Annotated in this window: 9 protein-coding genes; all 9 read right to left on the bottom strand. The window is 73.7% G+C overall.

Annotated features, from left to right (window positions below; translation table 11 throughout):
* Window positions 1-28 precede the first annotated feature (28 nt).
* Window positions 29-4,792, bottom strand: a complete 4,764-nt coding sequence (locus tag ACQP1S_RS09555) for a type I polyketide synthase (RefSeq protein ID WP_432907923.1) — start codon at window positions 4,790-4,792, stop codon at window positions 29-31.
* 37 nt (window positions 4,793-4,829) lie between these two features.
* Window positions 4,830-13,982, bottom strand: a complete 9,153-nt coding sequence (locus ACQP1S_RS09550) for a type I polyketide synthase (protein ID WP_432905344.1) — start codon at window positions 13,980-13,982, stop codon at window positions 4,830-4,832.
* A 46-nt stretch (window positions 13,983-14,028) separates the two neighbouring features.
* Entirely contained in the window at window positions 14,029-19,446 is a 5,418-nt protein-coding gene (locus ACQP1S_RS09545) for an SDR family NAD(P)-dependent oxidoreductase (protein ID WP_432905341.1), read from the bottom strand.
* A 584-nt stretch (window positions 19,447-20,030) separates the two neighbouring features.
* Window positions 20,031-21,290 carry a family 16 glycosylhydrolase gene (locus ACQP1S_RS09540; protein WP_432905339.1) on the bottom strand — a complete coding sequence of 420 codons (1,260 nt, stop codon included), beginning with the start codon at window positions 21,288-21,290 and terminating at the stop codon, window positions 20,031-20,033.
* Between the two features lie 340 nt (window positions 21,291-21,630).
* On the bottom strand, window positions 21,631-21,849 hold the full coding sequence (locus ACQP1S_RS09535; protein ID WP_091251726.1) for a hypothetical protein: 219 nt from the start codon (window positions 21,847-21,849) through the stop codon (window positions 21,631-21,633).
* A 75-nt stretch (window positions 21,850-21,924) separates the two neighbouring features.
* On the bottom strand, window positions 21,925-23,013 hold the full coding sequence (locus ACQP1S_RS09530) for an NYN domain-containing protein (RefSeq protein ID WP_091251728.1): 1,089 nt from the start codon (window positions 23,011-23,013) through the stop codon (window positions 21,925-21,927).
* Between the two features lie 192 nt (window positions 23,014-23,205).
* Window positions 23,206-23,727 carry an SRPBCC family protein gene (locus tag ACQP1S_RS09525; protein ID WP_357898444.1) on the bottom strand — a complete coding sequence of 174 codons (522 nt, stop codon included), beginning with the start codon at window positions 23,725-23,727 and terminating at the stop codon, window positions 23,206-23,208.
* A 293-nt stretch (window positions 23,728-24,020) separates the two neighbouring features.
* Entirely contained in the window at window positions 24,021-25,034 is a 1,014-nt protein-coding gene (locus tag ACQP1S_RS09520) for a cupin-like domain-containing protein (RefSeq protein ID WP_432905336.1), read from the bottom strand.
* The gene (locus ACQP1S_RS09515; protein ID WP_091251735.1) at window positions 25,031-25,309 is read right to left on the bottom strand and encodes a hypothetical protein; all 279 of its coding nucleotides are present in this window, start codon (window positions 25,307-25,309) and stop codon (window positions 25,031-25,033) included. The genes ACQP1S_RS09520 and ACQP1S_RS09515 overlap by 4 nt, the downstream gene beginning before the upstream one ends.
* Between the last annotated feature and the right edge of the window lie 9 nt (window positions 25,310-25,318).

The following is a 25,318-nucleotide window of genomic DNA, read 5'->3' as shown; positions in this document are numbered from 1 at the left end:
CACGTTGCTCCGGGAGCGCGGTGGCGGCTCAGGTCATGCCGAGTTCCTTGTCGATCAGGTCGAACACGTCGTCGGCGGAGGCCGTTTCCAGCCGGTCGGCCAGGGTGGCGCCCGCGGTGGTGCTGAGGGTCTCGTTGAGCTTCGCCAGCAGCGACTGGAGCCGGCCGGTGACCCGGTGACGTTCGATCTCCTCCGGCGTGAGGCCGGCGACGGTGACCTCCAGCCGGTCCAGCTCGGCGAGCAGGCCCCCGGCGGTGTCGCCGGTGTAGCCGAGTTCGGCCCGCAGCTGGTCGGCCAGTGCGGTCGGGTTGGGGTGGTCGAAGACCAGGGTGGCGGAGAGCCGTACGCCGGTGGCGGCGCTGAGCCGGTTGCGCAGCTCGACGGCGGTCACCGAGTCCATCCCGAGTTCCTTGAACGCGCGCTGCGGCTCGACCGGGTCGGCGTCGCCGTAGCCGAGGACGGCGGCCACATTGGTGCGGACCGTCTCCAGCAGCAGGGCACGTTGTTCGGCCTCGGGCAGCGTGCCGAGCCGGTCGGCGAGCGCCGAGGACGACGCCGGGTCGGGGGCCCCGGTGTCCTCGGGCGCGGCGTCGGGCAGCTCGGCGAGCAGCGGCCGGGGCCGGGCCAGGGTGTAGATGGGGCCGAACCGGGCCCAGTCGACGTCGGCGACGACGAGGTGGCTCTCGTCGTGGTCGAGGGCCTGACCGAGCGCGCCGACGGCGAGCCGGGGGTCCATCACACCGACGCCGAGCCGGTCGAGGTGGGCGCCGACCTCACCGCCGGCCATCCCACCGCCGCCACCCCAGCTACCCCAGGCCACCGAGGTGGCCACCGCACCCCGGGTCCGCCGCCGGTGCGCCAACGCGTCGAGGAAGGCGTTCGCCGTCGCGTACCCGGCCTGCCCGGCGCTGCCCCACACCGCCGCACCGGACGAGAACACCACGAACGCGTCCAACGGCCGGTCGGCCAGCAACTCGTCCAGGTGCACCGCGCCGAGCACCTTGGCCCGGCACACGTCGGCGAAGTCGTCGAGGCCGGTCTGCCCCAACGGCATCTCGGGGTGCAGCACCCCGGCGGCGTGGAAGACGGCGGTCAGCTCGTCACCGAGGTCGGCCAGGAGCGCGGCGACCGCGTCCCGGTCGGCCACGTCCAGAGCGACGACGTCGACGCCCGGGTGCCGGGCCATCAGGTCGGCCGCGCCCGGGGCGGCCGGGCCGCGCCGGCTGGCCAGCACCACCCGCTGCGCGCCCTGCGCGACCAGCCACTCGGTGACGTGCCCGCCGACCCCGCCGGTGCCGCCGGTGACCAGCACGGTCCCGGTGGGTCGCCAGTGCCGCTCGGGCGTCCCGGTCACCGGGTGGCGGACCATCCGGCGGGCCAGCGGACCGGACGGACGCAGCGCGACCTGGTCCTCGCCGCCGCCGGTCAGCACGTCGGCCAGCCGGTCCACGGTCTCCGGCTTCCACTCGGCGGGCAGGTCGACCAGGCCGCCCCACCAGCCGGGGTAGTCGAGGGAGAGCACGGTGCCCAGGCCCCACAGCGCGCCCTGGGCCGGGTCCGCGACCGGCTCGAACCGGTCCACGCCGACCCCGCCGGCGGTGACGCACCAGAGCCGGCCGGTGAAGTCGGACGCGGCCAGCGCGTGCACCAGCGACACGGTGGCGGTGATCCCGGCGGACAGGCCGACGCCCAGCGGGTCGGGGCCGTCGTCCAGGGCGAGCAGGGAGAGCACCCCGGCGGGGGCCTCCCGGCCGGCGTGGTCGGTGCCGGTGACGGTGACCACCTCGGCGCCCCGCGCGGCCAACCCGTCGGCGAGGGTACGCAGCCGGTCGTCGTCGGCCAGCGTCGCCGGGGCGACCACCCACCACACCCCGCTGAGCTGACCACCGGCCGGCAGCTCGGTCGGCCGCCATGCCACCCGGTAGCGCCAGCCGTCCACGGTGGCGACGTCGCGCTGCCGGGACCGCCACGACGTCAGGCCGGGCAGCACCTCGCCGACCAGCGCGCTGGCGACGCCGAGGCCGTCGGCGAGCGTGTCGACGTCGGCGCGTTCCACCGCGTCCCAGAACCCGGCGTCGGTGCCGCCACCGGCCGGGGCGGCGGTGGCCGGCGCGATCCAGTACCGCTGGTGCTGGAAGGCGTAGGTGGGCAGGTCCGCCCGGCGGGTGCCGGGCAGGGCGGCGGCCCAGTCCACCGCGACGCCCCGCACGTGCAGTTCGGCCAGGGAGGTGAGCAGCCGGTCCAGGCCGCCGTCGTCGCGGCGCAGGGTGCCGGTGACCACCGTCGGGCGGTCCGCCGACTCCAGCGTCTCCTGCATCCCCATGCCGAGCACCGGGTGCGGGCTCACCTCCACGAACCCGGTCCAGCCCTGCCCGGCGAGAGAGCGGATCGCCGGGTCGAACCGGACCGTGTTGCGGAGGTTGTCATACCAGTAGCGGGCGTCGAGGGTGGCGGTGTCCACCCAGTCGCCGGTGACGGTGGAGAGCATCCGGATCGTCCCGGTACGCGGGTTGATCGGGGCCAGGTCCTCCAGCAGCCGGTGTTCCAGCGCCTCCACCTGCGCGGAGTGTGAGGCGTAGTCGACGGCGACCTGCTTGACCCGGACCCCCTCGTCGGTGAGCACGGCGATGAGTTCGCGCAGCGCCTCGGGGGTGCCGGAGACCACCACCGAGCCGGCCCCGTTGACCACGGCGAGGGAGATGTCGCCCGCCCACCGGGCGATCCGCTCCTGCGCCCGGTCGGCGGGCAGCCCGATCGAGACCATGCCGCCCCGACCGGCCAGCTTCTCGCCGATGGCCCGGCTGCGCAGGGTGACCACCCGGGCCCCGTCGGCGAGGGACAGTCCGCCGGCCACGCAGGCGGCGGCGATCTCACCCTGCGAGTGCCCGACCACGGCGTCGGGTTCCACGCCGTACGCCCGCCAGGTGGCGGCGAGGGAGACCATCATCGCCCACAGGGCGGGCTGCACGACGTCCACCCATTCCAGCGACGGCGCACCGGGCACCCCGCGCACCACGTCGAGCAGGTCCCAGTCGACATAGGCGCGCAGTTCGGTGGCGCAGCGGCGCATCTGCGCTTCGAAGACCGGCGAGGAGTCCAGCAGCGCGGCGGCCATGCCGACCCACTGGGCGCCCTGGCCGGGAAAGACGAAGACGACCCGGCCGGCGGCGTCGGCGGTGCCGGTGACGGCGTTCGGCGCGGGCTGGCCGGCGGCGACCGAGGCGAGCCCGGCCCGCAACTGCGGCAGGTCCCCACCGAGCACCACGGCCCGGTGCGCGAGCCGGGCCCGGCCGACCAGCGTACGGCCCACCGCGGCGGGGTCGGCCGGAGCGGCGTCCAGGTGGGACAGCAGCCGTTCGGCCTGGGCACGCAGCGCCCGGTCGGTGTACCCGGAGACCACCCACGGCAGCACGGTGGGAGTGGCCGGCTGCGCTTCCTCGTCGGCCGGGGGCACCTCCTCCAGCACCACGTGGGCGTTGGTGCCGCTGATGCCGAACGAGGAGACCGCGCAGCGGCGGGCCCGACCGGTCTGCGGCCAGTCGACCGGCTCGGTGAGCAGCTTCACGGTGCCCGACGACCAGTCGATCTCGCCGCTGGGCTCGTCGGCGTGCAGGGTACGGGGGAGCAGCCCGTGCCGCATCGCCTGCACCATCTTGATCACCCCGCCGACACCGGCGGCGGCCTGCGAGTGGCCGATGTTGGACTTCAGTGAGCCGAGCCAGAGCGGCCGGTCGGCGGGGCGGTCCCGGCCGTACGTGGCGAACAGCGCCTGCGCCTCGATCGGGTCGCCGAGCCGGGTGCCGGTGCCGTGCGCCTCGACCGCGTCGATCTCCTGCCCGGCGAGCCGGGCGTTGGCGAGCGCGGACCGGATGACCCGGCGCTGGGAGGGGCCGTTGGGGGCGGTGAGGCCGTTGGACGCGCCGTCCTGGTTGATCGCGGAGCCCCGCACGACGGCGAGCACCGGATGCCCGTTGCGGCGGGCGTCGGAGAGCCGTTCCAGCACCAGCACGCCCGCGCCCTCGGCCCAGCCGGTGCCGTCGGCGGCGGCGCCGAACGCCTTGCACCGGCCGTTGAAGGACAGCGCCCGCTGCCGGGAGAACTCGACGAACGCGGCGGGGGTGCCGATCACGGTGACCCCGCCGGCGACGGCGAGCGACGACTCCCCGGCGCGCAGCGACTGACACGCCCAGTGCAGGGCGACCAGCGACGACGAACAGCCGGTGTCGACGGTGACCGCCGGCCCCTCCAACCCGAGGGTGTACGACAGCCGGCCGGAGACGATGCTGCCGGCGCCCCAGCTGTCCGGGTAGTCGTGGTAGACGACGCCGGTGAACACGGCGGTGGGGCTGCCCTTGAGCGACAGCGGGTCGATGCCGGCCCGTTCCAGCGCCTCCCAGGACGTCTCCAGGAACAGCCGCTGCTGCGGGTCCATCTCGGCGGCCTCGCGGGGCGAGATGCCGAAGAACGTCGGGTCGAAGTCGGCGGCGTCGTAGAGGAAGCCGCCTTCCCGGGTGTAGCTGGTGCCGGGGTGGTCCGGGTCCGGGTCGTAGAGCCGGTCGAGGTCCCAGCCCCGGTCGGTGGGCATGCCGGAGATGGCGTCGGTGCCGGCCACGACGAGGTCCCAGAGGGCCTCGGGCGAGTCGACCCCGCCGGGGTAGCGGCAGCCCATGCCGACGATGGCGATCGGCTCGGCGGCGCGCTCCTCGATGTCGCGGAGCCGCTCGCTGGTCTCGTGCAGGTCGGCCGTGACCCGCCGCAGGTAGTCACGAAGCTTCTGTTCGTTGGACATCAGGAACCCATTCCTGGACGGGGCCGACGGAGCGGACGGATCATGAGGTGCCGAACTTGCTGTCGATGAAGTCGAAGAGGTCGTCGTCGGAGGCGGTGTCGAGGTCCTCGGTGACGCTGGCGACCTCGGCCGGGCGTTGACCGGTGGTCCAGGCCGCCAACAGGCCCTTGAGCCGCTCCCCCACCCCGGCCCGGGTGCTCTCGTCGAGGGCGGCGACCGCGTCGGCGTCCAGGGTGGACAGCGCGGCCTGGAGCCGGTCGAGGTCGTCGAGCAGGGTGACGCCCCCGGCGTCGGCGGGCACCAGCTCGGTGAGCAGTTGCTGGGCCAGCTCGGTCGGGGTCGGGTAGTCGAAGACCAGGGTGGCGGGCAGCCGCAGCGCGGTCTCGGTGCCGAGCCGGTTGCGCAGCTCGACGGCGGTCAGCGAGTCGAAGCCGGCCTCCTTGAACGCCCGCTCGGGGTCCACGTCGGCACCGGAGGCGTACCCGAGGACGGCGGCGACCTGGTCGCGGACCAGCGCCAGGACGGTGTCGAGGCGGTCCGGTGACGGCATCGCGGCGAGCCGGCCGGCGAGGTCGGCGGTCGTGGCGACCGGGGCGGCCGGTTCGGTCTCCGGGTGGGCGTCGGGCAGCGCGGCGAGCAGTGGCCGGGGCCGGGCCAGGGTGTAGACGGGGGTGAACCGGGCCCAGTCGATGTCGGCGACGACTAGGTGGCTCTCGTCGTGGTCGAGGGCCTGACCGAGCGCCCGGACGGCGAGCCGGGGGTCCATCGGCGGGGTGCCCTGTCGGCTCAGGTGGGCGCTGGCTTCCCCGTCGGCCATGCCGCCGCCGGCCCAACTGCCCCAGGCGACCGACGTGGCGACCGCCCCCCGGGTCCGCCGCCGGTGCGCCAACGCGTCGAGGAAGGCGTTCGCCGTCGCGTACCCGGCCTGACCGGCGCTGCCCCACACCGCCGCACCGGACGAGAACACCACGAACGCGTCCAACGGCCGGTCGGCCAGCAACTCGTCGAGGTGCACCGCGCCGAGCACCTTGGCCCGGCACACGTCGGCGAAGTCGTCGAGGCCGGTCTGCCCCAACGGCATCTCGGGGTGCAGCACCCCGGCGGCGTGGAAGACGGCGGTCAGCTCGTCACCGAGGTCGGCCAGGAGCGCGGCGACCGCGTCCCGGTCGGCCACGTCCAGAGCGACGACGTCGACGCCCGGGTGCCGGGCCATCAGGTCGGCCGCGCCCGGAGCGGCCGGGCCGCGCCGGCTGGCCAGCACCACCCGGTCCGCACCGTGGTCGAGCAGCCATCCGGTGAGGTGCGCGCCGATGCCCCCGGTGCCGCCGGTGACCAGCACGGTCCCGGTGGGTTGCCAGCGGCGTTCGGGGCTGCCGGCGGCGGGCCAGCGGACCAGCCGCCGGGCCAGCACCCCGGCGGTACGGACGGCCACCTGGTCCTCCGCACCGGTGGCGAGGACGTCGGCGAGCCGCGCCACGTGCTCGCCGGTCCAGTCGGTGGGCAGGTCGACCAGGCCACCCCAGGAGTGCGGGTACTCCAGGGACAGCACGGTGCCGAGGCCCCAGAGCGCGCCTTGCGCGGGGTGCGGCAGGTCCTCGAACCGGTCGACGGCGACGCCGCCCACGGTGAGGCACCAGATCCGGCCGGCGAAGTCGGTGGCGGTGAGCGCCTGGATCAGCGCCACGGTGTCGGTGACGCCGACGGAGAGCCCGGCGTCGGTGGCGTCGGGGGTGTCGTCGAGGGCGAGCAGGGACAGCACCCCGGCGGGGGTGTCCCCGGCGGGCAGGTCGGTGCCGGTGACGGTGACGACGTCGGCGCCCCGGGCGGCCAGTCCGTCGGCAAGGGCGGTCACCCGCGCGTCGCCGGTCGATGCCGGCGGTACGACGAGCCACCAGGTGCCGGTCAGCTCCCCGCCGTCGGGCAGTTCGGTGGAGCGCCACACCACCCGGTAGCGCCAGTCGTCCACGGTGGACGCGTCCCGTTGGCGAGCCCGCCAGGCGGCGAGGCCGGGCAGCACCTCGGTGACGACGCCGGGGGCGACGCCGAGGCCGTCGGCGAGCAGGTCGGTGTCGCCCCGGTCGACGGCGTCCCAGAACCCACCGTCGGCGTCGTCGGTGCCGGTGCCGGTGGTGGGGTCGGGCTCGATCCAGTAGCGCTGGTGCTGGAAGGCGTAGGTGGGCAGCTCGACCGGCCGGCCGCCGGGGTGGATGGCGGCCCAGTCGAGGTCGACGCCGGTGGTCCAGGCCCGGGCCATCCCGGTGGCGTAGGCGGTGACCTGGTCGCGGTCCCGGCGTTGCAGCGGAATGCAGGCGACCCCGTCGACGCTGTCGGCGGCCATCGCGGTGAGCACGCTGTCCGGGCCGATCTCCACGAACCGGGTCACACCCCGCGCGGCCAACGCGGCAACCGCGTCAGCGAACCGCACCGTCCCCCGCACCTGCCCCTGCCAGTACCCAGCGGAGCCCAACTCGGCCTCGGTCGCCAGGTCACCCGTCGCCGTCGACACCAACGGAATAGTCACCGCATTGGCGGTCACCCCGGCGACGACCCGCCCGTACTCGGCCAGCATCGGGTCCATCAGGTGCGAGTGGAACGCGTGCGACACCCGCAACCGGCGCGTCTTCACCTCAAGCGACGCCTCCAACGCGGCAACCTGCTCCTCGGTGCCAGAGACGACGACGGCCCGGGGACCGTTCACCGCCGCCACATCCACGTCACCCAGATCCAACTCCACCAACGGCGCGGCGACCGCCAGCATCGCCCCACCCGCCGGCAGGGCCTGCATCAGACCACCCCGCGCCGCCACCACCCGACACGCATCCTCCAGCGACCACACCCCCGCGACGTGCGCCGCAGCCAACTCACCGATCGAATGACCCGCCACGAAATCCGGCTTCAGACCCCACGACTCGGCCAAGCGGAACAACGCCACCTCGACCGCGAACAACGCCGGCTGCGTCCACCCCGTCTGATCCAGAACCCCATCCGGATCGGTGAACATCACCTCCCGCAGATCACCATCCAGCAACGGCCCGAACGCCGCACACACCTCGTCCAGGGCGGCGGCGAACACCGGGAACGCGTCCGCCAACTCACGACCCATCCCCACCCGCTGCGCACCCTGACCGGTGAACAGCACCGCCGTACGACCGGCGCTGACCCGGCCCGAGAGTCCGGTGCCGGCTGCCAGAGCCGCCAGGCCGGCGGTCAGGTCGGGGCCGCCCGGGACCGACGGGTCCGCGCCCGGCTCGGTGCCGTCGGTCGAGGCCGACCGCCCGGCGGTCGGGTCGGTGCCGGGTCGGCCGACGACCACGCCCCGGTGGTCCAGGGCGGCCCGGCCGGCGGCCAGCGCGTGCCCGACGTCCACCGGCCGTACGTCGGTGGGGAGTTCGTCGTGGAGCCGGGCGGCCTGCCCGGCCAGCGCGGCGGCGGACCGGGCGGACAGCGGCCAGAGCACCACCGGCGGCTCGGCGCCCTCGACCGGCCCGGCGGACTCGACCGGTGGGGCCTCCTCGACGATCACGTGCGCGTTGGTGCCGCTGATCCCGAACGACGACACCCCGGCCCGGCGGGGCCGGCCCCCGGCCGGCCAGGCGACCGGCTCGGTGAGCAGCCGGACGTCCCCGGCTGCCCAGTCGATCTGTCGGGACGGGGTCCCGGCGTGCAGGGTGCGCGGCAGCGTCCCGTGCCGCATCGCCATCACCATCTTGATCACCCCGGCCATGCCGGCGGCGGCCTGGGCGTGCCCCATGTTCGACTTGATCGAGCCGAGCCACAGTGGCCGGTCCCGGTCCCGGCCGTACGTGGCGAGCAGCGCCTGCGCCTCGATCGGGTCACCGAGGGTGGTGCCGGTGCCGTGTGCCTCGACGGCGTCGACCTGGTCGGGGGTGAGCCGGGCGTTGGCCAGCGCCGCCCGGATCACCCGCTGCTGGGCCGGCCCGTTCGGCGCGGTCAACCCGTTGGACGCCCCGTCCTGGTTCACCGCCGAACCCCGGATCACCCCGTAGACGCGGTGACCGCGCCGCTGGGCGTCGGAGAGCCGCTCCAGCACCAGCACGCCGACCCCCTCGGACCAGCCGGTGCCGTCGGCGTCGTCGGAGAACGACTTGCAGCGACCGTCCGGGGCGAGGCCCCGCTGCCGGCTGAACGCCACGAACGGGGTGGGGTTCGACATCACCAGCACCCCGCCGGCGATGGCGCTGTCGCACTCCCCGGCCCGCAGCGCCTGGGCGGCGAGGTGCAGCGCGACCAGCGACGACGAACACGCCGTGTCGATCGTCATCGACGGCCCCTCGAACCCGAACGCGTACGACACCCGGCCGGAGATCACCGACGCGGAACTGCCGGTGCTCAGGTACGCCTCCGACTCGGCGGGGGCGAGACCGAGCAGGTCGCCGTAGTCCTGGGCACCGGAGCCGACGAAGACCCCGACCGGGCTGCCGCGCAGCGCCTCGGGGTTCATTCCGGCCCGCTCGCACGCCTCCCAGGTGACCTCCAGCATCAACCGCTGCTGCGGGTCCATGGCGATCGCCTCGCGGGGCGAGATGCCGAAGAACTCGGCGTCGAACGCGCCCGCCTCGTAGACGAAGCCGCCGGAGCGGACGTAGCTGGTGCCGGGCCGGTCCGGGTCGGCGTCGAAGAGCGCGTCGGTGTCCCAGCCCCGGTCGACGGGGAACGGGCTGATCGCGTCGGTGCCGCTGTCGACCAGCTGCCACAGGTCCTCCGGGGACCGGACGCCCCCCGGGTAGCGGCAGCTCATCCCGACGATGGCGATCGGCTCGTCGGGGTCGGACCCGCCGCCGGAGGTCACGTTCGTCGGGGCGGTGGTGCCGACGAGTTCGTCGTACAGGTGGCGGGCCAGCACGGCGGGGGTCGGGTGGTCGTAGACCATGGTGGCCGGCAGGCGCAGCCCGACGGCCGCGCCGAGGGCGTTACGCAGCTCCACCGCGGTCAGCGAGTCGAAGCCGAGTTCCCGGAATGGCCGCTGGACGTCCACGGTGGTGGCCGCGTCGTACCCGAGGACGGTGGCGACCTGCGCGCGGACGGTGTCCAGCAGGTACGGCAGCCGCTCGGCGTCGGGTAGGCCGGCCAGCACGGAGGTGTCGGCGGGCGTGGCCGGGGCGGTGGCTGCCGGGCCCTGGTGGGCCTCGGGGAGCGCGGCGAGCAGCGGCCGGGGCCGGGCCAGGGTGTAGATCGGGGTGAACCGGGCCCAGTCGATGTCGGTGACCACGAGGTGGCTCTCGTCGTGGTCGAGCACCTGCTGCAACGCACCGAGGGCGAGGCGCGGCGCCATCGGCGGGGTGCCCTGGCGCAGGAGGTGTTCGGTGGCCTGCTCGTCGACCATGCCACCACCGCCCCAGGTGCCCCAGGCGACGGAGGTGGCGGTCCGACCCCGGCGGCGGCGCTGGTGGGCGAGCGCGTCGAGCCAGGCGTTGCCGGTGCCGTAGGCGGCCTGCCCGGCGCTGCCCCAGACGGCCGCCCCGGAGGCGAACAGGACGAACGCGTCGAGCGGCCGGTCGGCGAGCAGCGCGTCGAGGTGGGTCGCGCCGCGCACCTTGGCCCGGCACACGGCGGCGAAGTCGTCGAGGCTGGTCGCGTCGAGGGGGGCGGGGTCGTGGAGCACCCCGGCGGCGTGGAAGACGGCGGTCAGGTCGTCGCCGATCCCGTCGAGCAGCGCGGCGACCGCGTCCCGGTCGGCCACGTCGCACGCGACGACCTGCACGCCGGGCAGGCGGGCGGCCAGGTCGGCGGCGCCGGGGGCGGCCGGTCCCCGCCGGCTGGCCAGCACCACCCGCTCGGCGCCCTGGTCGAGGAGCCATTCGGTGAGGTGCGCGCCGATGCCGCCGGTGCCGCCGGTGACCAGCACGGTGCCCCGGGGTCGCCAGCGCCGGTCGGGGCTGCCGGCGGCCGGCCAGCGGACCATCCGCCGGGCCAGCACGCCGGCGGTACGCACGGCGACCTGGTCCTCACCGCCATCGGCGAGCACGTCGACGAGCCGGTCGAGGTTGTCGGGCGTCCACTCGGTCGGCAGGTCGACCAGGCCGCCCCACCAGCCGGGGTAGTCGAGGGAGAGCACGGTGCCGAGGCCCCAGAGCCCGGCCTGTGCGGCGTGCGGCAGGTCCTCGTACCGGTCGACGGCGACACCGCCGCTGGTGAGGCACCAGAGCCGGCCGGTGAACCCGGCGGCGGCGAGGGCGTGCACCAGCCGTACGGTGCCGGTGACCCCGACGGACAGCCCGGCGTCGTACGGGTCGGGGGTGTCGTCGAGGGCGAGCAGCGAGACGACCCCGGCCGGGATGTCCCCGCCGACGGGCCCGGCTGCGTCGCCGCTGCCCTCGGTGTCCCGGTCGGGTCCGGTGACCTCGCTGGCGGTACGTCGGATGACGGTGGCACCACGGGCGGCGAGCGCGTCGGCGGCGGCGGTGACCCGGGGGTCGTCCGTGAGCGCGTCCGGCGTGACGATCCACCAGTCCCCGGTCAGCTCCGGGCCGGTGGGCAGGTCGGTGGCCCGCCACACCACCCGGTAACGCCAGCCGTCGGTGGCGGTGGCCGGCGCGGCGGTGGGCGTCTCCAGCCAGTACCGTTGCCGGGCGAAGGCGTAGGTGGGCAGGGCGACCTGGCGGGCGTCGGGGTGCACACCCGCCCAGTCCAGGTCCGCCCCGGTGACCCAGGCCTGGGCCATCCCGGCGGCGTAGCCGGTGACCTGGTCGCGGTCCCGGCGTTGCAACGGGATCGCGGCGGTGTCCTCGACACACTCCCCCACCATCGCGGTGAGCACGCTGTCCGGCCCGATCTCCACGAACCGGGTCACGCCCCGCGCGGCCAGTGCGGCCACCGCGTCGGCGAACCGCACGGTGCCGCGCACCTGCCCTTGCCAATACTCCGCCGAACCCAGCTCGGCATCGGTGGCAAGACCACCGGTCGCCGTCGACACCAACGGGACGACCGCCGGATTGGCGGTGACCCCGTCGAGGACCCGCCCGTACTCGGCCAGCATCGGGTCCATCAGATGCGAGTGGAACGCGTGCGACACCCGCAACCTGCGGGTCTTCACCTCAAGCCGAGCCTCCAGCGCCGCGATCTGCTCCTCGGTGCCCGACACCACGACGGCCCGGGGACCGTTCACCGCCGCCACATCGACGTCACCGAGATCCAACTCCGCCAACGGCGCGGCGATCGCCAACATCGCCCCACCGGCGGGCAGCGCCTGCATCAACCCACCCCGGGCCGCCACCACCCGGCAGGCATCTTCAAGCGACCACACGCCTGCCACATGCGCCGCAGCCAACTCACCGATCGAGTGACCCGCCACGAAATCCGGCTTCAACCCCCACGACTCCGCGAGGCGGAACAACGCCACCTCCACCGCGAACAACGCCGGCTGCGTCCACCCCGTCTGGTCGAGAACCCCGTCCGGATCGGTGAACACCACCTCCCGCAGATCACCACCGAGCAACGGCCCGAACGCGGCACACACCTCGTCCAACGCCGACGCGAACACCGGGAACGCGGCGGCAAGCTCACCACCCATCCCGACCCGCTGCGCACCCTGACCGGTGAACAACACCGCCGTACGACCGGTGGTGACCCGACCCGACACACCCGACCCGGCGGCCAGTGCCGCCAGGCCGGCGGCGAGGTCGGCCGTCTCCCGACCGACCGCCACGCCCCGGAACTCCAACCCGGCCCGGCCCGCACCCAACGAGAACCCGACATCCACCGGACGCGCGTCGGTGCCGGCGGCGTACTCCGCGATGCGGGCGGCCTGGCGGGCGAGTCCCTCGGGCGAGCGTCCCGACACCGGCCAGAGGGTGACCGGCGGGGTCGCCCCCGGCGGGACGTCCTCGACGGCCGGCGCCTGCTCGACGATGAGGTGCACGTTGGTGCCGCTGATCCCGAACGACGACACCGCGGCCCGGCGCGGCCGGTCCACCACCGGCCAGGCGACCGGCTCGGTGAGCAGCCGGACGTCCCCGGCGTCCCAGTCGACCTGCCGCGACGGCGTCTCGGCGTGCAGGGTGCGCGGCAACGTCCCGTGCCGCATCGCCATCACCATCTTGATCACCCCGGCGACCCCGGCGGCGGCCTGGGCGTGCCCGATGTTCGACTTGATCGAGCCGAGGAAGAGTGGCCGGTCCCGGTCCCGGTCCCGGCCGTAGGTGGCGAGCACCGCCTGCGCCTCGATCGGGTCACCCAGCGTGGTGCCGGTGCCGTGCGCCTCGACCACGTCCACGTCGGCGACGGAGAGCCGGGCGTTGGCCAGCGCCGCCCGGATCACCCGCTGCTGGGCCGGCCCGTTCGGCGCGGTCAACCCGTTCGACGCCCCGTCCTGGTTCACCGCCGAACCCCGGATCACCCCGTACACCCGGTGCCCGTGGCGCTGGGCGTCGGAGAGCCGCTCCAACACCAGCACCCCGACCCCCTCGGACCAGGCCGCGCCGTCGGCACCGTCACCGAAGGAGCGGCACCGGCCGTCCGGGGACAGGGCGCGCTGCTTGCTGAACTCGACGAAGAGCTGCGGGGTGGCCATCACCGCGACCCCACCGGCCAGGGCCAGGCTGCACTCCTCCTTGCGCAGCGACTGGCAGGCCAGGTGCATCGCCACCGACGACGACGAGCAGGCGGTGTCGACGGTGATCGCCGGCCCCTCCAGGCCCAGGTGGTAGGCGACCCGGCCGGAGACGAGGCTGCCGGAGGTGGTGCTGTCGACGTAGTCGTGGTGCATCACCCCGACGAACACGCCGGTGGCGCTGCCCTTCATGGCGACCGGATCGATGCCGCCGTGCTCGAACGCCTCCCAGGACGCCTCCAGCAGCAACCGCTGCTGCGGGTCCGTCTCGACCGCGTCCCGGGGGCTCATCCCGAAGAAGCCCGGGTCGAAGTCGGCGGCGTCGTGGAGGAAACCGCCCTGCCGGGTGTAGCTCTTGCCGGGCTTGCCGGGCTCCGGGTCGTAGACGCCGTCGACGTCCCAGCCCCGGTCGGTGGGGAAGCCGGAGATGGCGTCGGTGCCGTCGGCGACGAGCCGCCACAGGTCCTCCGGTGACCGGACCCCGCCGGGGTAGCGGCAGCCCATGCCGACGATCGCGATCGGCTCCTGGTCCCGGCCCTCCACCTCACGCAGCCGCCGGTTGGCCTGTTGCAGTTCGGCGGTGGCGCGCTTGAGGAAGGTCCGGAGCTTGTCGTCGTTCGCCATCGTTCACACCAATCTTTCCCGCGCCGGAGGTTCGTCGAGACTGCCGTCAGGAGATGCCGAGCTCGTTCTCCAGCACGTCGAACAGTTCCTCGTCGGTAGCGGACTCGTAGTCGTGCGGGGTGTCGTCGTCGGGGCGGCCGGCCCGGTCCTGCCAGCCGCGCAGCACCGCCTCCAGCCGGGCGGTCAGCCGGGCGTACTCGTCGCCGGGCACCTCGGCCAGGGCCTTCTCCAGCCGGTCGAGGTCGGCGAGCACCGCACCGGCCGGGTCGGCGTCGGGCACCACCAGTTCGGCCTTGAGCGCGCGGGCCAGGGCGGTGGGTTCCGGGTGGTCGAAGACGAGGGTGGCGGGCAGCCGAAGCCCGGTGACGGTACTGAGCACGTTGCGGAACTCGACGGCGGCGAGGGAGTCGAAACCGAGATCCTTGAACGCCCGGCCGGGTTCCACCGACGCCGGGCCGGGAAAACCCAGCACGGCGGCGGCGTGCGTGCGGACCAGGTCGAGCAGCACGGTTTCCCGGTCGGCATCGGAGAGACCGGCGAGCCGCTGCGCCAGCGGCGGGCCGCCGGCCGTCGCGCCGGTGGCGCTGGCGGTGGGCCGGGCCGGGGTGCGGACCAGGCCGCGCAGCACGGCGGGGAGCGCATCGGTGCGCCGCCGCAGCGCGTCCAGGTCGACCCGCACCGGTACGACGGTGGCCCGGCCGGCGGCGACGGCCGCGTCGAACAGCTCCAGCCCTTCGTCGGTGCTCATCGCAGGCATCCCGAGCCGGCGCATCCGGTGCAGGTCGGCGTCGTCGAGGTGACCGCCCATCCCGGTGCCGGTGGCCCAGAGGCCGAAGGCCAGCGAGGTCGCGGGCAGCCCGTCGGCGCGGCGGCGTTGGGCGAGCGCGTCGAGGAAGAGGTTCGCCGCGGCGTAGTTGGCCTGCCCGGCGCCGGCCGCCCAGCCCGCCGACGAGGAGAAGAGCACGAAGGCGGTCAGGTCGTGGTCGCGGGTGAGGTCGTGCAGGTGCCAGGCGGCGTCCACCTTGGGCCGCAGCACCCGGTGCAGCTGGTCGGGGGTGAGGGCGTCGACCAGCGCGTTCTCGGCGGTGCCGGCGGCGTGCACCACCGCCCCGAGCGGGCGGTCGGCGAGCAGGGCGGCGACCGCGTCCCGGTCGGCGACGTCGCAGGCGGCGACCGTCACGTCGGCACCGGCGGCGGTGAGGTCCGCGACCAGGTCCGCCGCGCCGGGCGTGGCCGCGCCGCTGCGCCCGGTCAACAGCAGCCGGCGTACGCCGTGCCGGGTGACCAGGTGCCGGGCGACGAGGCTGCCCAACCCGCCGAGTCCACCCGTGATCAGGACGGTGCCGTCGACGGGCCACGGGCTGTCCACGGCGGTGTCGACGGCCAGCCGGGCCAGCCGGGGCACCAGCAGCTGTCCGTCCCGGACGGCCACCTCGGGTTCACCGGTGGCCAGGGCCGCCGCGAGGTGTGCGGTGCCGGCTCCGCCGGGGTCCACCCGGTCGGCGTCGACCAGCACGAACCGGCCGGGGTGTTCGGCCTCGGCGGCCCGGACCAGCCCCCAGAGGGCTGCGGAGGCCGGGTCGACCGGGGTGTCGCCGGCCCCGACCGCGTCCCGGGTGAGCAACGCCAGCGTGCTGTGGGCGTACCCCGGGTGGGTGAGCCAGCGGCGCAGCAGCCCCAGCAGGCGTGCGGTGGCCTCGTGCACGGCGGCCGGCGGGGTGCCGGGCGGGTCGAGGGTGACCACGACGGTGTCCGGGGCCGGATCGGGCAGCTCCGCATCGACGTCGACCAGGGTCCAGCCGTCGGCGACGGCGTCCGGGGTGGGGACCGGCTGCCACTGCACCTCGTACAGGTGGCGGTGCTGGCTGCGGGCGGCGGCGTCGAGCGCGTCGGCGGCGACCGGTCGGACCACCATCTGGTCGATGGTCGCGACCGGGTTGCCGTGGCCGTCGGCGACGGTGACGGCCAGCTTGTCGCCGGTGGCCGGGGAGATCCGGATGCGCAGGCTCGCGGCGTGCGCGGCGTGCAGGGTGACCCCGCGCCAGGAGAACGGCAGCGGGGTGTCGTCCGCGCCCTCGTCGACGAGGTTGGCGTGCAGGGCCGCGTCGAGCAGCGCCGGGTGCAGCAGGAACCGGGGCGCGTCGGTGGCGGCCACCTCGGGCAGCGCCGCCTCGGCCCAGATCTCGGTTGCGTCGCCGTCACCGCGCCGCCATACCGCGCGCAGCCCCTGGAACACCGGCCCGTAGCCGTAACCCTGGTCGCGCAGCCGGTCGTAGAGGCCGTCGAGGTCGACCGGTTCGGCCCCGGCGGGCGGCCACTCGGTGAGGTCGGCGGCGGCCGGGTCGGCCCCGGCCTGCCGGACCAGGACCCCTTCGGCGTGCCGGGTCCAGTCGGTGCCGTCGGCCGCGTCGTCGGCCCGGCTCCAGATGCCGAGGGTACGCGCGCCGCTGTCGTCGGCGGCGTCGACGGTGACCCGCAGGGCCAGGCCGCCGTCGGTCGGCAGCACCAGCGGCGCGCTGATGGTCAACTCGTCGAGTACGGGGCAGCCGACCTGGTCCCCGGCGCGCAGGGCGAGTTCGACCAGTCCGGTGCCCGGGACGAGCACGGTGTCGAACACCGCGTGGTCGGCGAGCCACGGCTGGACGGTGCGGGAGAGCCGGCCGGTGAGCAGCACGCCGCCGGTGCCGGGCAGGTCGACGACCGCACCGAGCATCGGGTGTTCGGCGGGTAGCTGGCCGAGTCCGGTGGTGTCGCCGGCACCGGGGGGCACGTCGAGCCAGTAGCGCTGGTGCTGGAAGGCGTAGGTGGGCAGGTCGACCTGCCGGCCACCCGGGTTCACCGCCGCCCAGTCCAGCACGGACCCGCTGATCCACGCCTGCGCCATCCCGGTGGCGTACGCCTGCACCTGGCCGTCGTCGTGCCCTGACGCCGGGTCGTGCGCCTGTCCCCGGTGACGTCGCTGCAACGGGATCGCCACCGCGTCCTCGACGCAGTCGGCGACCATCGCGGTGAGCACACTGTCCGGCCCGATCTCGATGAACCGGGTGACTCCCCGGGCGGCGAGGGTGGCCACCGCATCGGCGAACCGGACGGTCCCCCGCACCTGCCCCTGCCAGTACCCGGCCGAACCGAGCTGGTCGTCACCCGCCAGGTCACCGATGGCAGTCGACACCAACGGAATCGTCGCCGGACTCGCGGTCACCCCATCGAGGACCCGCCCGTACTCGGCCAGCATCGGGTCCATCAGATGCGAGTGGAACGCGTGCGACACCCGGAGCCGACGCGTCTTCACCTCCAGCGACGCCTCCAGAGCGGCGATCTGCTCCTCGGTGCCGGACACCACCACCGCCCGGGGGCCGTTCACCGCCGCCACATCGACGTCACCGAGATCCAACTCCGCCAACGGCGCGGCGATCGCCAACATCGCCCCACCGGCGGGAAGTGCCTGCATCAACCCGCCCCTGGCCGCCACCACCCGACACGCATCTTCGAGAGACCACACCCCCGCCACATGCGCGGCAGCCAACTCACCGATCGAGTGACCCGCCACGAAATCCGGCTTCAACCCCCACGACTCGGCAAGGCGGAACAACGCCACCTCCACCGCGAACAACGCCGGCTGCGTCCACCCCGTCTGATCCAGGACACCATCCGGATCGGCGAACACCACCTCCCGCAAGTCACCGTCCAACAACGGCCCGAACGCGGCACACACCTCGTCCAGCGCGGCCGCGAACACCGGGAACGCCGCCAACTCACGACCCATCCCCACCCGCTGCGCACCCTGACCGGTGAACAACACCGCCGTACGACCGGTGGTGATCCGACCCGACAGGCCGGCACCCGCGGTCAGGGCTTCCAGACCGACGGACAACTCGGCCGCCGCCCGACCGACCGCCACCCCCCGGAACTCCAACCCGGCCCGGCCCGCACCCAACGAGAACCCGACATCCACCGGACGCTCGTCGGTCAGGAACCCGCCCAGCCGGGTAGCCTGCCCGGCCAACGCGTCCGCCGACCTGGCCGACAGCGGCCAGAGCAGCACCGGCGGCGCGGGGACCTCGACCGGCTCGGCGGACTCGACCGGTGGGGCCTGCTCCAGCACCACGTGCGAATTGGTGCCGCTGAGCCCGAACGACGACACGGCCGCCCGGCGGGGTCGCCCGGTTTCCGGCCAGGCGACCGCGTCGGTGAGCAACCGGACGTCGCCGGCCGTCCAGTCGACGTGCGGGGTGGGCCGGTCGATGTGCAGGGTGCGGGGCAGCACGCCGTGCTGCATCGCCAGCACCATCTTGATCACTCCGGCGGCCCCGGCGGCGGCCTGGGTGTGCCCGATGTTCGACTTCACCGAACCCAGCCAGAGCGGCTGCTCCCGATCCCGGCCGTAGGTGGCGAGGATCGCCTGGGCCTCGATCGGGTCACCGAGCCGGGTGCCGGTGCCGTGTGCCTCGACGACGTCCACCTGGTCGGCGGTGAGCCGCGCGTTGGCCAGGGCGTCGGCGATGACCCGGCGTTGCGACGGACCGTTGGGGGCGGTGAGGCCGCTGCTCGCGCCGTCCTGGTTGACCGCGGAGCCGCGTACCACGGCCAGCACCCGGTGGCCGAGGCGTTGGGCGTCGCTGAGCCGCTCGACCAGGAGCACCCCGACGCCCTCGGCCCAGCCGGTGCCGTCGGCGGCGGCGGCGAACGGCTTGCACCGGCCGTCGACGGCCAGCCCCCGCTGGCGGCTGAAGTCGATGAAGGTCTCCGGGGTGGCCATCACCGTCACACCGCCGGCCAACGCCATGGTGCACTCCTCGCGGCGCAGCGCCTGAATCGCCAGGTGCAGCGCGACCAGCGACGACGAGCAGGCGGTGTCCACGGTGATCGCCGGGCCTTCGAGGCCCAGCACGTAGGCGACCCGGCCGGTGAAGATGCTGCCGGTGTTGCCGTTGCCGATGAAGCCCTCCAGCTCGGCGGGCACCACCGGCAGCCGGCTCGAATAGTCGAGGTACATCAGCCCGGCGAACACCCCGGTACGACTGCCGCGCACCGACGTCGGGTCGATACCGGCCGATTCGAACGCCTCCCAGGACGCCTCCAGCAACAGCCGTTGCTGCGGGTCCATGGCGATCGCCTCGCGCGGGGAAATGCCGAAGAAGTCGGGATCGAAAAGTGCGGCGTCGGAAAGGAACCCACCGGTCCTCGCGTACGTCTTGCCGGCCTTGGAATCGTCGGGGTCGTAGATGTCCTCGACGTTCCAGCCCCGGTCGTCGGGGAAGTCGGAGACCGCGTCGGTCCCGTCGGCGAGGAGTTGCCACAGCGCCGCCGGATTGTCCACCCCACCGGGGAAACGGCAGCTCATACCGACGATGGCGATCGGGTCGTACTCCCGACGCTCGGCCTGGCGCAGCTGCCGGCGAGCCTCCCGCAGATCGGTGGTGGCCCGCTTCAGATACCCGAGAAGCTTCTCTTCGTTCTCCATCTACGCCTCCCGCCACTAGCCCAGCCGGGCAGACCCGGGCCAATATCGACGCACGGGTCAGCACGGTGGCAATTGTCGAAACAGAGAGCTTCTTCAGGCATTGTTGGTTGTTCGCGATGACCCTACGGCGGCCCGGCGCACCCTTAACCCCCTACCGCCCCCAGAGCGCCCCCTAGCCCGCGACCGTCCGACCTCGACCGTGGGCAGCCACTCCCCGGCTCACCCCGGCGGCGGCTGGGGTGAGCCGTCGGGGTGGCTCCGGCTTCCCGCCGTCGCGGCGGACGTGAGTCCGGACATGACGGATGGCTTCTCGGCGCGCGCCGAGAAGCCATCCGTCATGTTTCGCCGCGCCCCCTCACGGGTGCACCACCCACACGGCACGGCGCGTCCGCATCAGTGCGGTGCCGGGCATGACACCCGGCGGGCCTGACACACCATCGAGCCGTATGACGGTGCGGCATGAATATGCCGACCGTCATACCGTCACCCGGGGACGTTGTCCTCCGGGCGGCACCACCAGCGGACGCCCCCGCAGAGGGTCGCGCGGGGCCCCGGCCGGCAGATCGGGACGAGGTCGGCTCAGGTCAGAAGCGGGACCACTTCTGGCTGCTCACCCCGAGGCAGTCCCACAGGTGCAGTTTGCCGCCGTTGTTGGGGTTCTGGTCGCGGACGTCGACGCACCGGTTGGCACTGAGGTTGACCAGGTCCCCGGCACCGCTCAGGGTGAACCGTTGGGCCGGGTTGCCGTTGCAGGTGACCAGGTTGACCTCGGTGCCGTTGGCGGTGCCGGCCCAGGCCGGATCCATGCACTTGCCCATCGCCCGGACGGTGCCGTCACTGGCGAAGGTCCAGGCCTGGGCGGCGCTGGTGTTGCAGTCCCAGATCTGGAGCTTGGCGCCGTCCACCGGGTTGGCGCTCGGGATGTCGATGCACCGGCCGCTCTGCGCGCCCCGGAGCCGGGTGGTGCCGGACGGCGGGTTGCCCCCACCGGGCACGTAGCCGGAGACCCGGACGTAGTCCACGAGCATCTGCTGGGGGAACTGGGTGGAGCCGTCGGGGTAGCCGGGCCAGTTGCCGCCCACCGCCACGTTGAGGATCATGAAGAACGGGTGGTCGTAGACCCAGCGGTTGCCGCCGAGCCGGGACGGGTCGACGCGGTGGTACTCGACGCCGTCGAGGTACCAGACGATCAGGTTCGGCTCCCAGTCCACCCGGTAGGTGTGGAAGGCGTCGGCGAGGGGCTGGCCGATGGTGCGGCTGCCGGTGATGCCGCCTCCGCCGGAGTAACCGGGGCCGTGCACGGTGCCGTAGACGGTGTTCGGCTCCCGGCCGATGTTCTCCATGATGTCGATCTCACCGGCGGCGGGCCAGCCGGCGCTGCCCATGTCGTTGCCGAGCATCCAGAACGCCGGCCAGATGCCCTGACCACGCGGGATCTTGATGCGCGCCTCGAACCGGCCGTACGCCTGGGTGAAGGTGGCGGCGGTGAGCAGCCGGGCGGAGGTGTACTCGCACCGGCCATAGTGGCACTGGTAGTTGGCCGGGTTCTCCTTGCGGGCGGTGATCACCAGGTTGCCCTGTCCGTCGTGGACGGCGTTGCTGGTGCTGTTGGTGTAGTACTGCCGCTCGTTGTTGCCCCAGCCACCGCCGCCGGTGTCGAAGCGCCACCTGTTCTGGTCGACGGGGGTGCCGGCGGAGGAGTTGAACTCGTCCTGCCAGGTGATGCCGCCGATGGCGGCCGAGGCGGGCTCGGCCTGGGCCGGCAGGACGAGGGCGGCGGCGAGGGTGACCAGGGCGACCGCCGCGCGTACGAGGGATCGTGGGACGGGTCGGGTGGTGAGCACGAGATGCTCCTTGGGACGACATCGGGGGCGGGTGGGCTGCACGCGCCGAGGGAGAGCGCTCTCCACGAAGGATGTCGATACGCCACGCTTCTGTCAAGAATGTTGCCAATTGAACTCGGGTGCCCATGGGCAGCTCAGGGCACTCTGGTAACGGAAAATTCACTCTCCGTAATCAGGATTGTTGTGCGGTAGTTCCGCCGGGGCGGGCCTCCCCGAAGGGGGCGCTCAACCGGGGGCGGACGCGGGGGCCGATGACCTTCGACCGGGCCCGGGACGCTCCCACCGGGGGCCGGATGCGGGCGGGACGCGGTGCGGACCGCCCGCCGGCCGGCTCGGCCGATCAGTGATGCAGCCCGCGCCAGGAGGGGTTGCTGCCACGCCAGGCGTCGGCGAGGATTACCGCCGCCGCCCGGCTCGGGCACTGCTGCACGCGGGAGCGACCCGACGCCCCGCCGATCTGCGCCTGGACCTCCCAGGCCTCCCCGTCGGTACGGATGTACACGTCCCGCCGCCCGCGCGGGCTCGGGTCACCGTTCCACCAGTGCTCCTCGACCATCATTTGCCGACCGTATAGCAAATCGGCCTCAGGACGTGAGTCACGAATTCGTGGAGGTCCCCCACCGGCCCGGCCCGGTCACCCCTGCCGGGGGGTGAGCAGGTAGTCGTCGGCGTCCGCGCTCCAGGCCAACGCGACCTCGTTCGCGGTGGCAGCAGCCTTGCAGAACTGGAGGAAGCTGCGGTAACCGAGCTTCTTCTCACTGAACTCGGGGCGGGCCCGGCGGAGCTGGTTCTTGAGGCCGGAGAGCGCCACCGGGCCGCCGGACCCGGCCAGGTCCGCCACCACGCTGCGGAGCAACGCGAAGGCCACCTCCTGGTCGCCGTGCTCGGGCAGGGACACCTCGGGATCACCCTTGGCCGGCCCCTCCGCCAACTCGACGACGTTGAGCCCGGCGAGGTGGCGCAGCAGCTCGCCGAAGGTGCGGAAACCGTAGTCGGACTCACTGAAGGTCGGGTCCTTGCGCAGCAGGGTGCGCTTGAGCCGGGAGGCGGTCACCTCGCCGTCGGAGCTACCCTGGAGGCCGGCCACGGTCTGTGCGACCAGCACGGCGAGCGCGTCGGCGTCGCGTACCGGCTCCTCGGCCGCTGGCGGGCGCTCCGGCTCCACCTGCTCCTGCTCCACCGCTTCCGCCTGCTGCGGCTCCGCCGCCCGGGCCGGGCGACCCCGTCGGCCCCGGACGGGCAGGACGTCGACGCCCTCCAGCCGGTCGTAGTAGAGGAACTCGTCACAGGCGGGCGGGAGCAGCGCCGAGGTGGACTTCTCCACTCCGACCCCGATGACCCGTTTGTTGAGTTCACGAAGTTTGTGCACCAGGGGGGTGAAGTCGCTGTCCCCCGTACAGATCACGAAGGTGGAGATGTAGCCGCGCTCGAAGGCCAACTCCACCGCGTCGACCGCCATCTTGATGTCGGCGGCGTTCTTGCGGGACGCCCCCATCCGCTGTGGAATCTCGATCAACTCGACGTGCGAGCGGGTGAGCATCCGGCGGTCCTCGTCGAAGTACGACCAGTCGGCGTACGCCCGCCGCACCACCACCCGACCCCGCTCCGCCAGGGCGTCGGCGATCGGGCGGAAGTCGAAAGCCCGCCCGCCATGGTGGTCCCGTGCACCCAGCGCCAGGTTCTCGTAGTCGAGAAACAGCGCGATCCGATCCTCTTGATCCACCCCACCACCCTAATCCCGCCCCCTCCCCCCACCGCCCCGCCACGTCGCAGCACCCCGATTACCGTCCGGTGATCAAGAGAAAAGGGTCACCCGCGGAACGGATCCTGACGCATTTCTCTTGATCACCGGGCTTCGCCCGGGGGAGGGGAGGGTGGGGGGCGGGGGTGGGGTGGGGGGTGGGGGTGGGTGGGGTTAGGGGGTTCGGTTTTCGGCCAGGGCCTTGATGCCGTCGAGGACGGACTCGATGTGGGAGCGGAGCTGGCCGAGGCGGGACTCGACGATCTGCTCCTCGTGCTCGGGAGCCTGGTCGATCACGAGGCTGAGCCCGGACCGGCCCGGACCGACCCGCACGGTCTGCCGCAGCCGCGTGCCGTTCTCCTCCGGCTCCAGTTCGAACCGCCAGGTGGCGGCCGGCGAGGCGACGTCGGCCCGTCCGGCACCGTCGGGGCCGGCGAATGCGCCGTCCACGTCGGTGACGACCCACCCGAAGACCCGTTGCTGGTCCAGCTCGGTGACGTACGACGCGGTCCGCCAGTCACCGATGCGCGGGTGGCTGTTGTACCCGAGGAAGCCGGCCCCCTTGGTCAGTTCGTCGGTGCCGTCGAGCCACTCCACCCGCTGCAACTCGGGACTCAGCCGGGCCGGCAGGTGGATGTCGGTCACCAGTTCCCAGACCCGGGACGGAATCGCCTCGACGTAGACCTCGTAGGTCACGCCCGGTCCATCGGCATAACGCAAAACGGCCACCTTCACACTCAGACCCGGCTCGCCGGATCACCCCACAATATGATCGACGATAATGCATATCAGCAATGGGCGGCAGGGTCGCCCGACGCTGAAGCGGTCACCGCCGACAGGGTCGCCCGACGCTCAGGCGATCACCGCCGACAGGGTCGCCCGATGCTCGGCCGGTCACGGACGGCCGGGTCGCCGGCTCCGGACGACCGGACCGCCCCGGTATCAGCCGGGCCGGTCCGGCGGGGTGAACCGGGCCCGGTCCGGCGGGGTCACCGATCCGGCCCGGCGGCCGGTGGCGTGGCCATCTTGTGGTTCTGCCCCGGGATACGGAAGTGGTGGAAACTGACCGTGGCGCTGACCTCCAACGCCTCCACCCAGTGCCACCAGCCCACCGGGACGAACAACAGCTGACCCGGCTCCAGGACGGTGTCGAGCACCGTCGCCTCGGCGTACCGGGGGTGCCGGGTCAGGTCCGGGCTCGCCGCGTCGACCGCGCTGAACGTGCCGCCGCGCGGATAGACCAGGTGCCGCTCGTACGACGGGACCAGCCGGACGCGTTTGCGGCCGAGCACCTGGCCGAGCAGCACCGAACTGTTGTCGACGTGCAGCGGGGTCACCGTGCCGGCCGGCCCGAGCAGCAGGTGCCCGAGCCCCGACGGGTCCACGATGCCCTCCGGCGTACGGATGTCGGCGGCGAGCGGGCGCAGCGCGCCGGACCAGTTCTCGTTGCGCGGCACCATGTAGTAGTCGTTGGTGCGGGTGCCCGAGCCGAGCAGCGCCAGGTAGTCGCGGAACGTCATGCTGGTGCGGTGCCGGTCGTACTGCCAGGCGTGGTCCGGGTTGGCGTTCCGCCCGGTCATCACCTCGACCACGGCGTCGCCGCAGGCCGCGGCCAAGCCGTCCAGCGTCCAGCCGAGCGCGGGCCAGTCGGCCATCAGGCCGTCCAGCACGACCGGCCGGTTGCCGAAGTAGTAGCGGGAGAAGAACTCGTCGGGCGTGAGGTCCGCGCGCCGCTCCAGGGTCCGACCGCCGTCGCTGTTGCGCAGCGTCCGGTACGTGTCGAGCACCGACTCCAGCCAGTCGTAGCGCAACGCGAGCCGGCGGCACACCGCGAGGTACGGATGGTCGGCCAGTTCCCGCAGCTCGGCGTCGACGGCGGCCGGGTCGGCGGACCCGGCGACGGCGGCGGCCCGCGCCTCGGCCACCGACGCGCCCATGGCGAGGTTCTCGACGAGCCACTCCCGCCAGGCGGGGTCGAGTCGGGGCGGGGCGAGTGTGGTCATGCCAGGGCCGCCGGTACGACGGTGAGCCGGGCCGGTCGCGCCGCCTCCTGGCAGGTCGGGTACGAGTTCTTCACGTGCTCGGGGAGGTGCCCGGCGGCCGGCGGCGGGGTGAGCCGCACCTCGCGGGCGTACTCCTGGCAGTTGACGTAGGAGTTCTTGACGTGGGCCGGGATGTGGTCCGGCGGCGGGGTGAGCCGCACTTCGCGGGCGTACTCCTCGCAGTTGACGTAGGAGCCCTTGACGTGGGCGGGGAAGTGGTCCGGAAGGTTGGTCATGGGCCCAGT

The sequence above is a fragment of the Micromonospora matsumotoense genome (assembly GCF_050951065.1).
Lineage (GTDB): Bacteria > Actinomycetota > Actinomycetes > Mycobacteriales > Micromonosporaceae > Micromonospora > Micromonospora matsumotoensis.
Note: the sequence above shows the minus strand (reverse complement) of the source record. Positions and strands in the feature narration are given on the sequence as shown.

Excerpts from the sequence above, each read along its gene's own strand:
- ACQP1S_RS09550 (WP_432905344.1), bottom strand. The coding sequence starts at position 13,982 with ATGGCGAACGACGACAAGCTCCGGACCTTCCTCAAGCGCGCCACCGCC.
- ACQP1S_RS09545 (WP_432905341.1), bottom strand. The coding sequence starts at position 19,446 with ATGGAGAACGAAGAGAAGCTTCTCGGGTATCTGAAGCGGGCCACCACC.
- ACQP1S_RS09535 (WP_091251726.1), bottom strand. The coding sequence starts at position 21,849 with ATGATGGTCGAGGAGCACTGGTGGAACGGTGACCCGAGCCCGCGCGGG.
- ACQP1S_RS09520 (WP_432905336.1), bottom strand. The coding sequence starts at position 25,034 with ATGACCACACTCGCCCCGCCCCGACTCGACCCCGCCTGGCGGGAGTGG.
- ACQP1S_RS09515 (WP_091251735.1), bottom strand. The coding sequence starts at position 25,309 with ATGACCAACCTTCCGGACCACTTCCCCGCCCACGTCAAGGGCTCCTAC.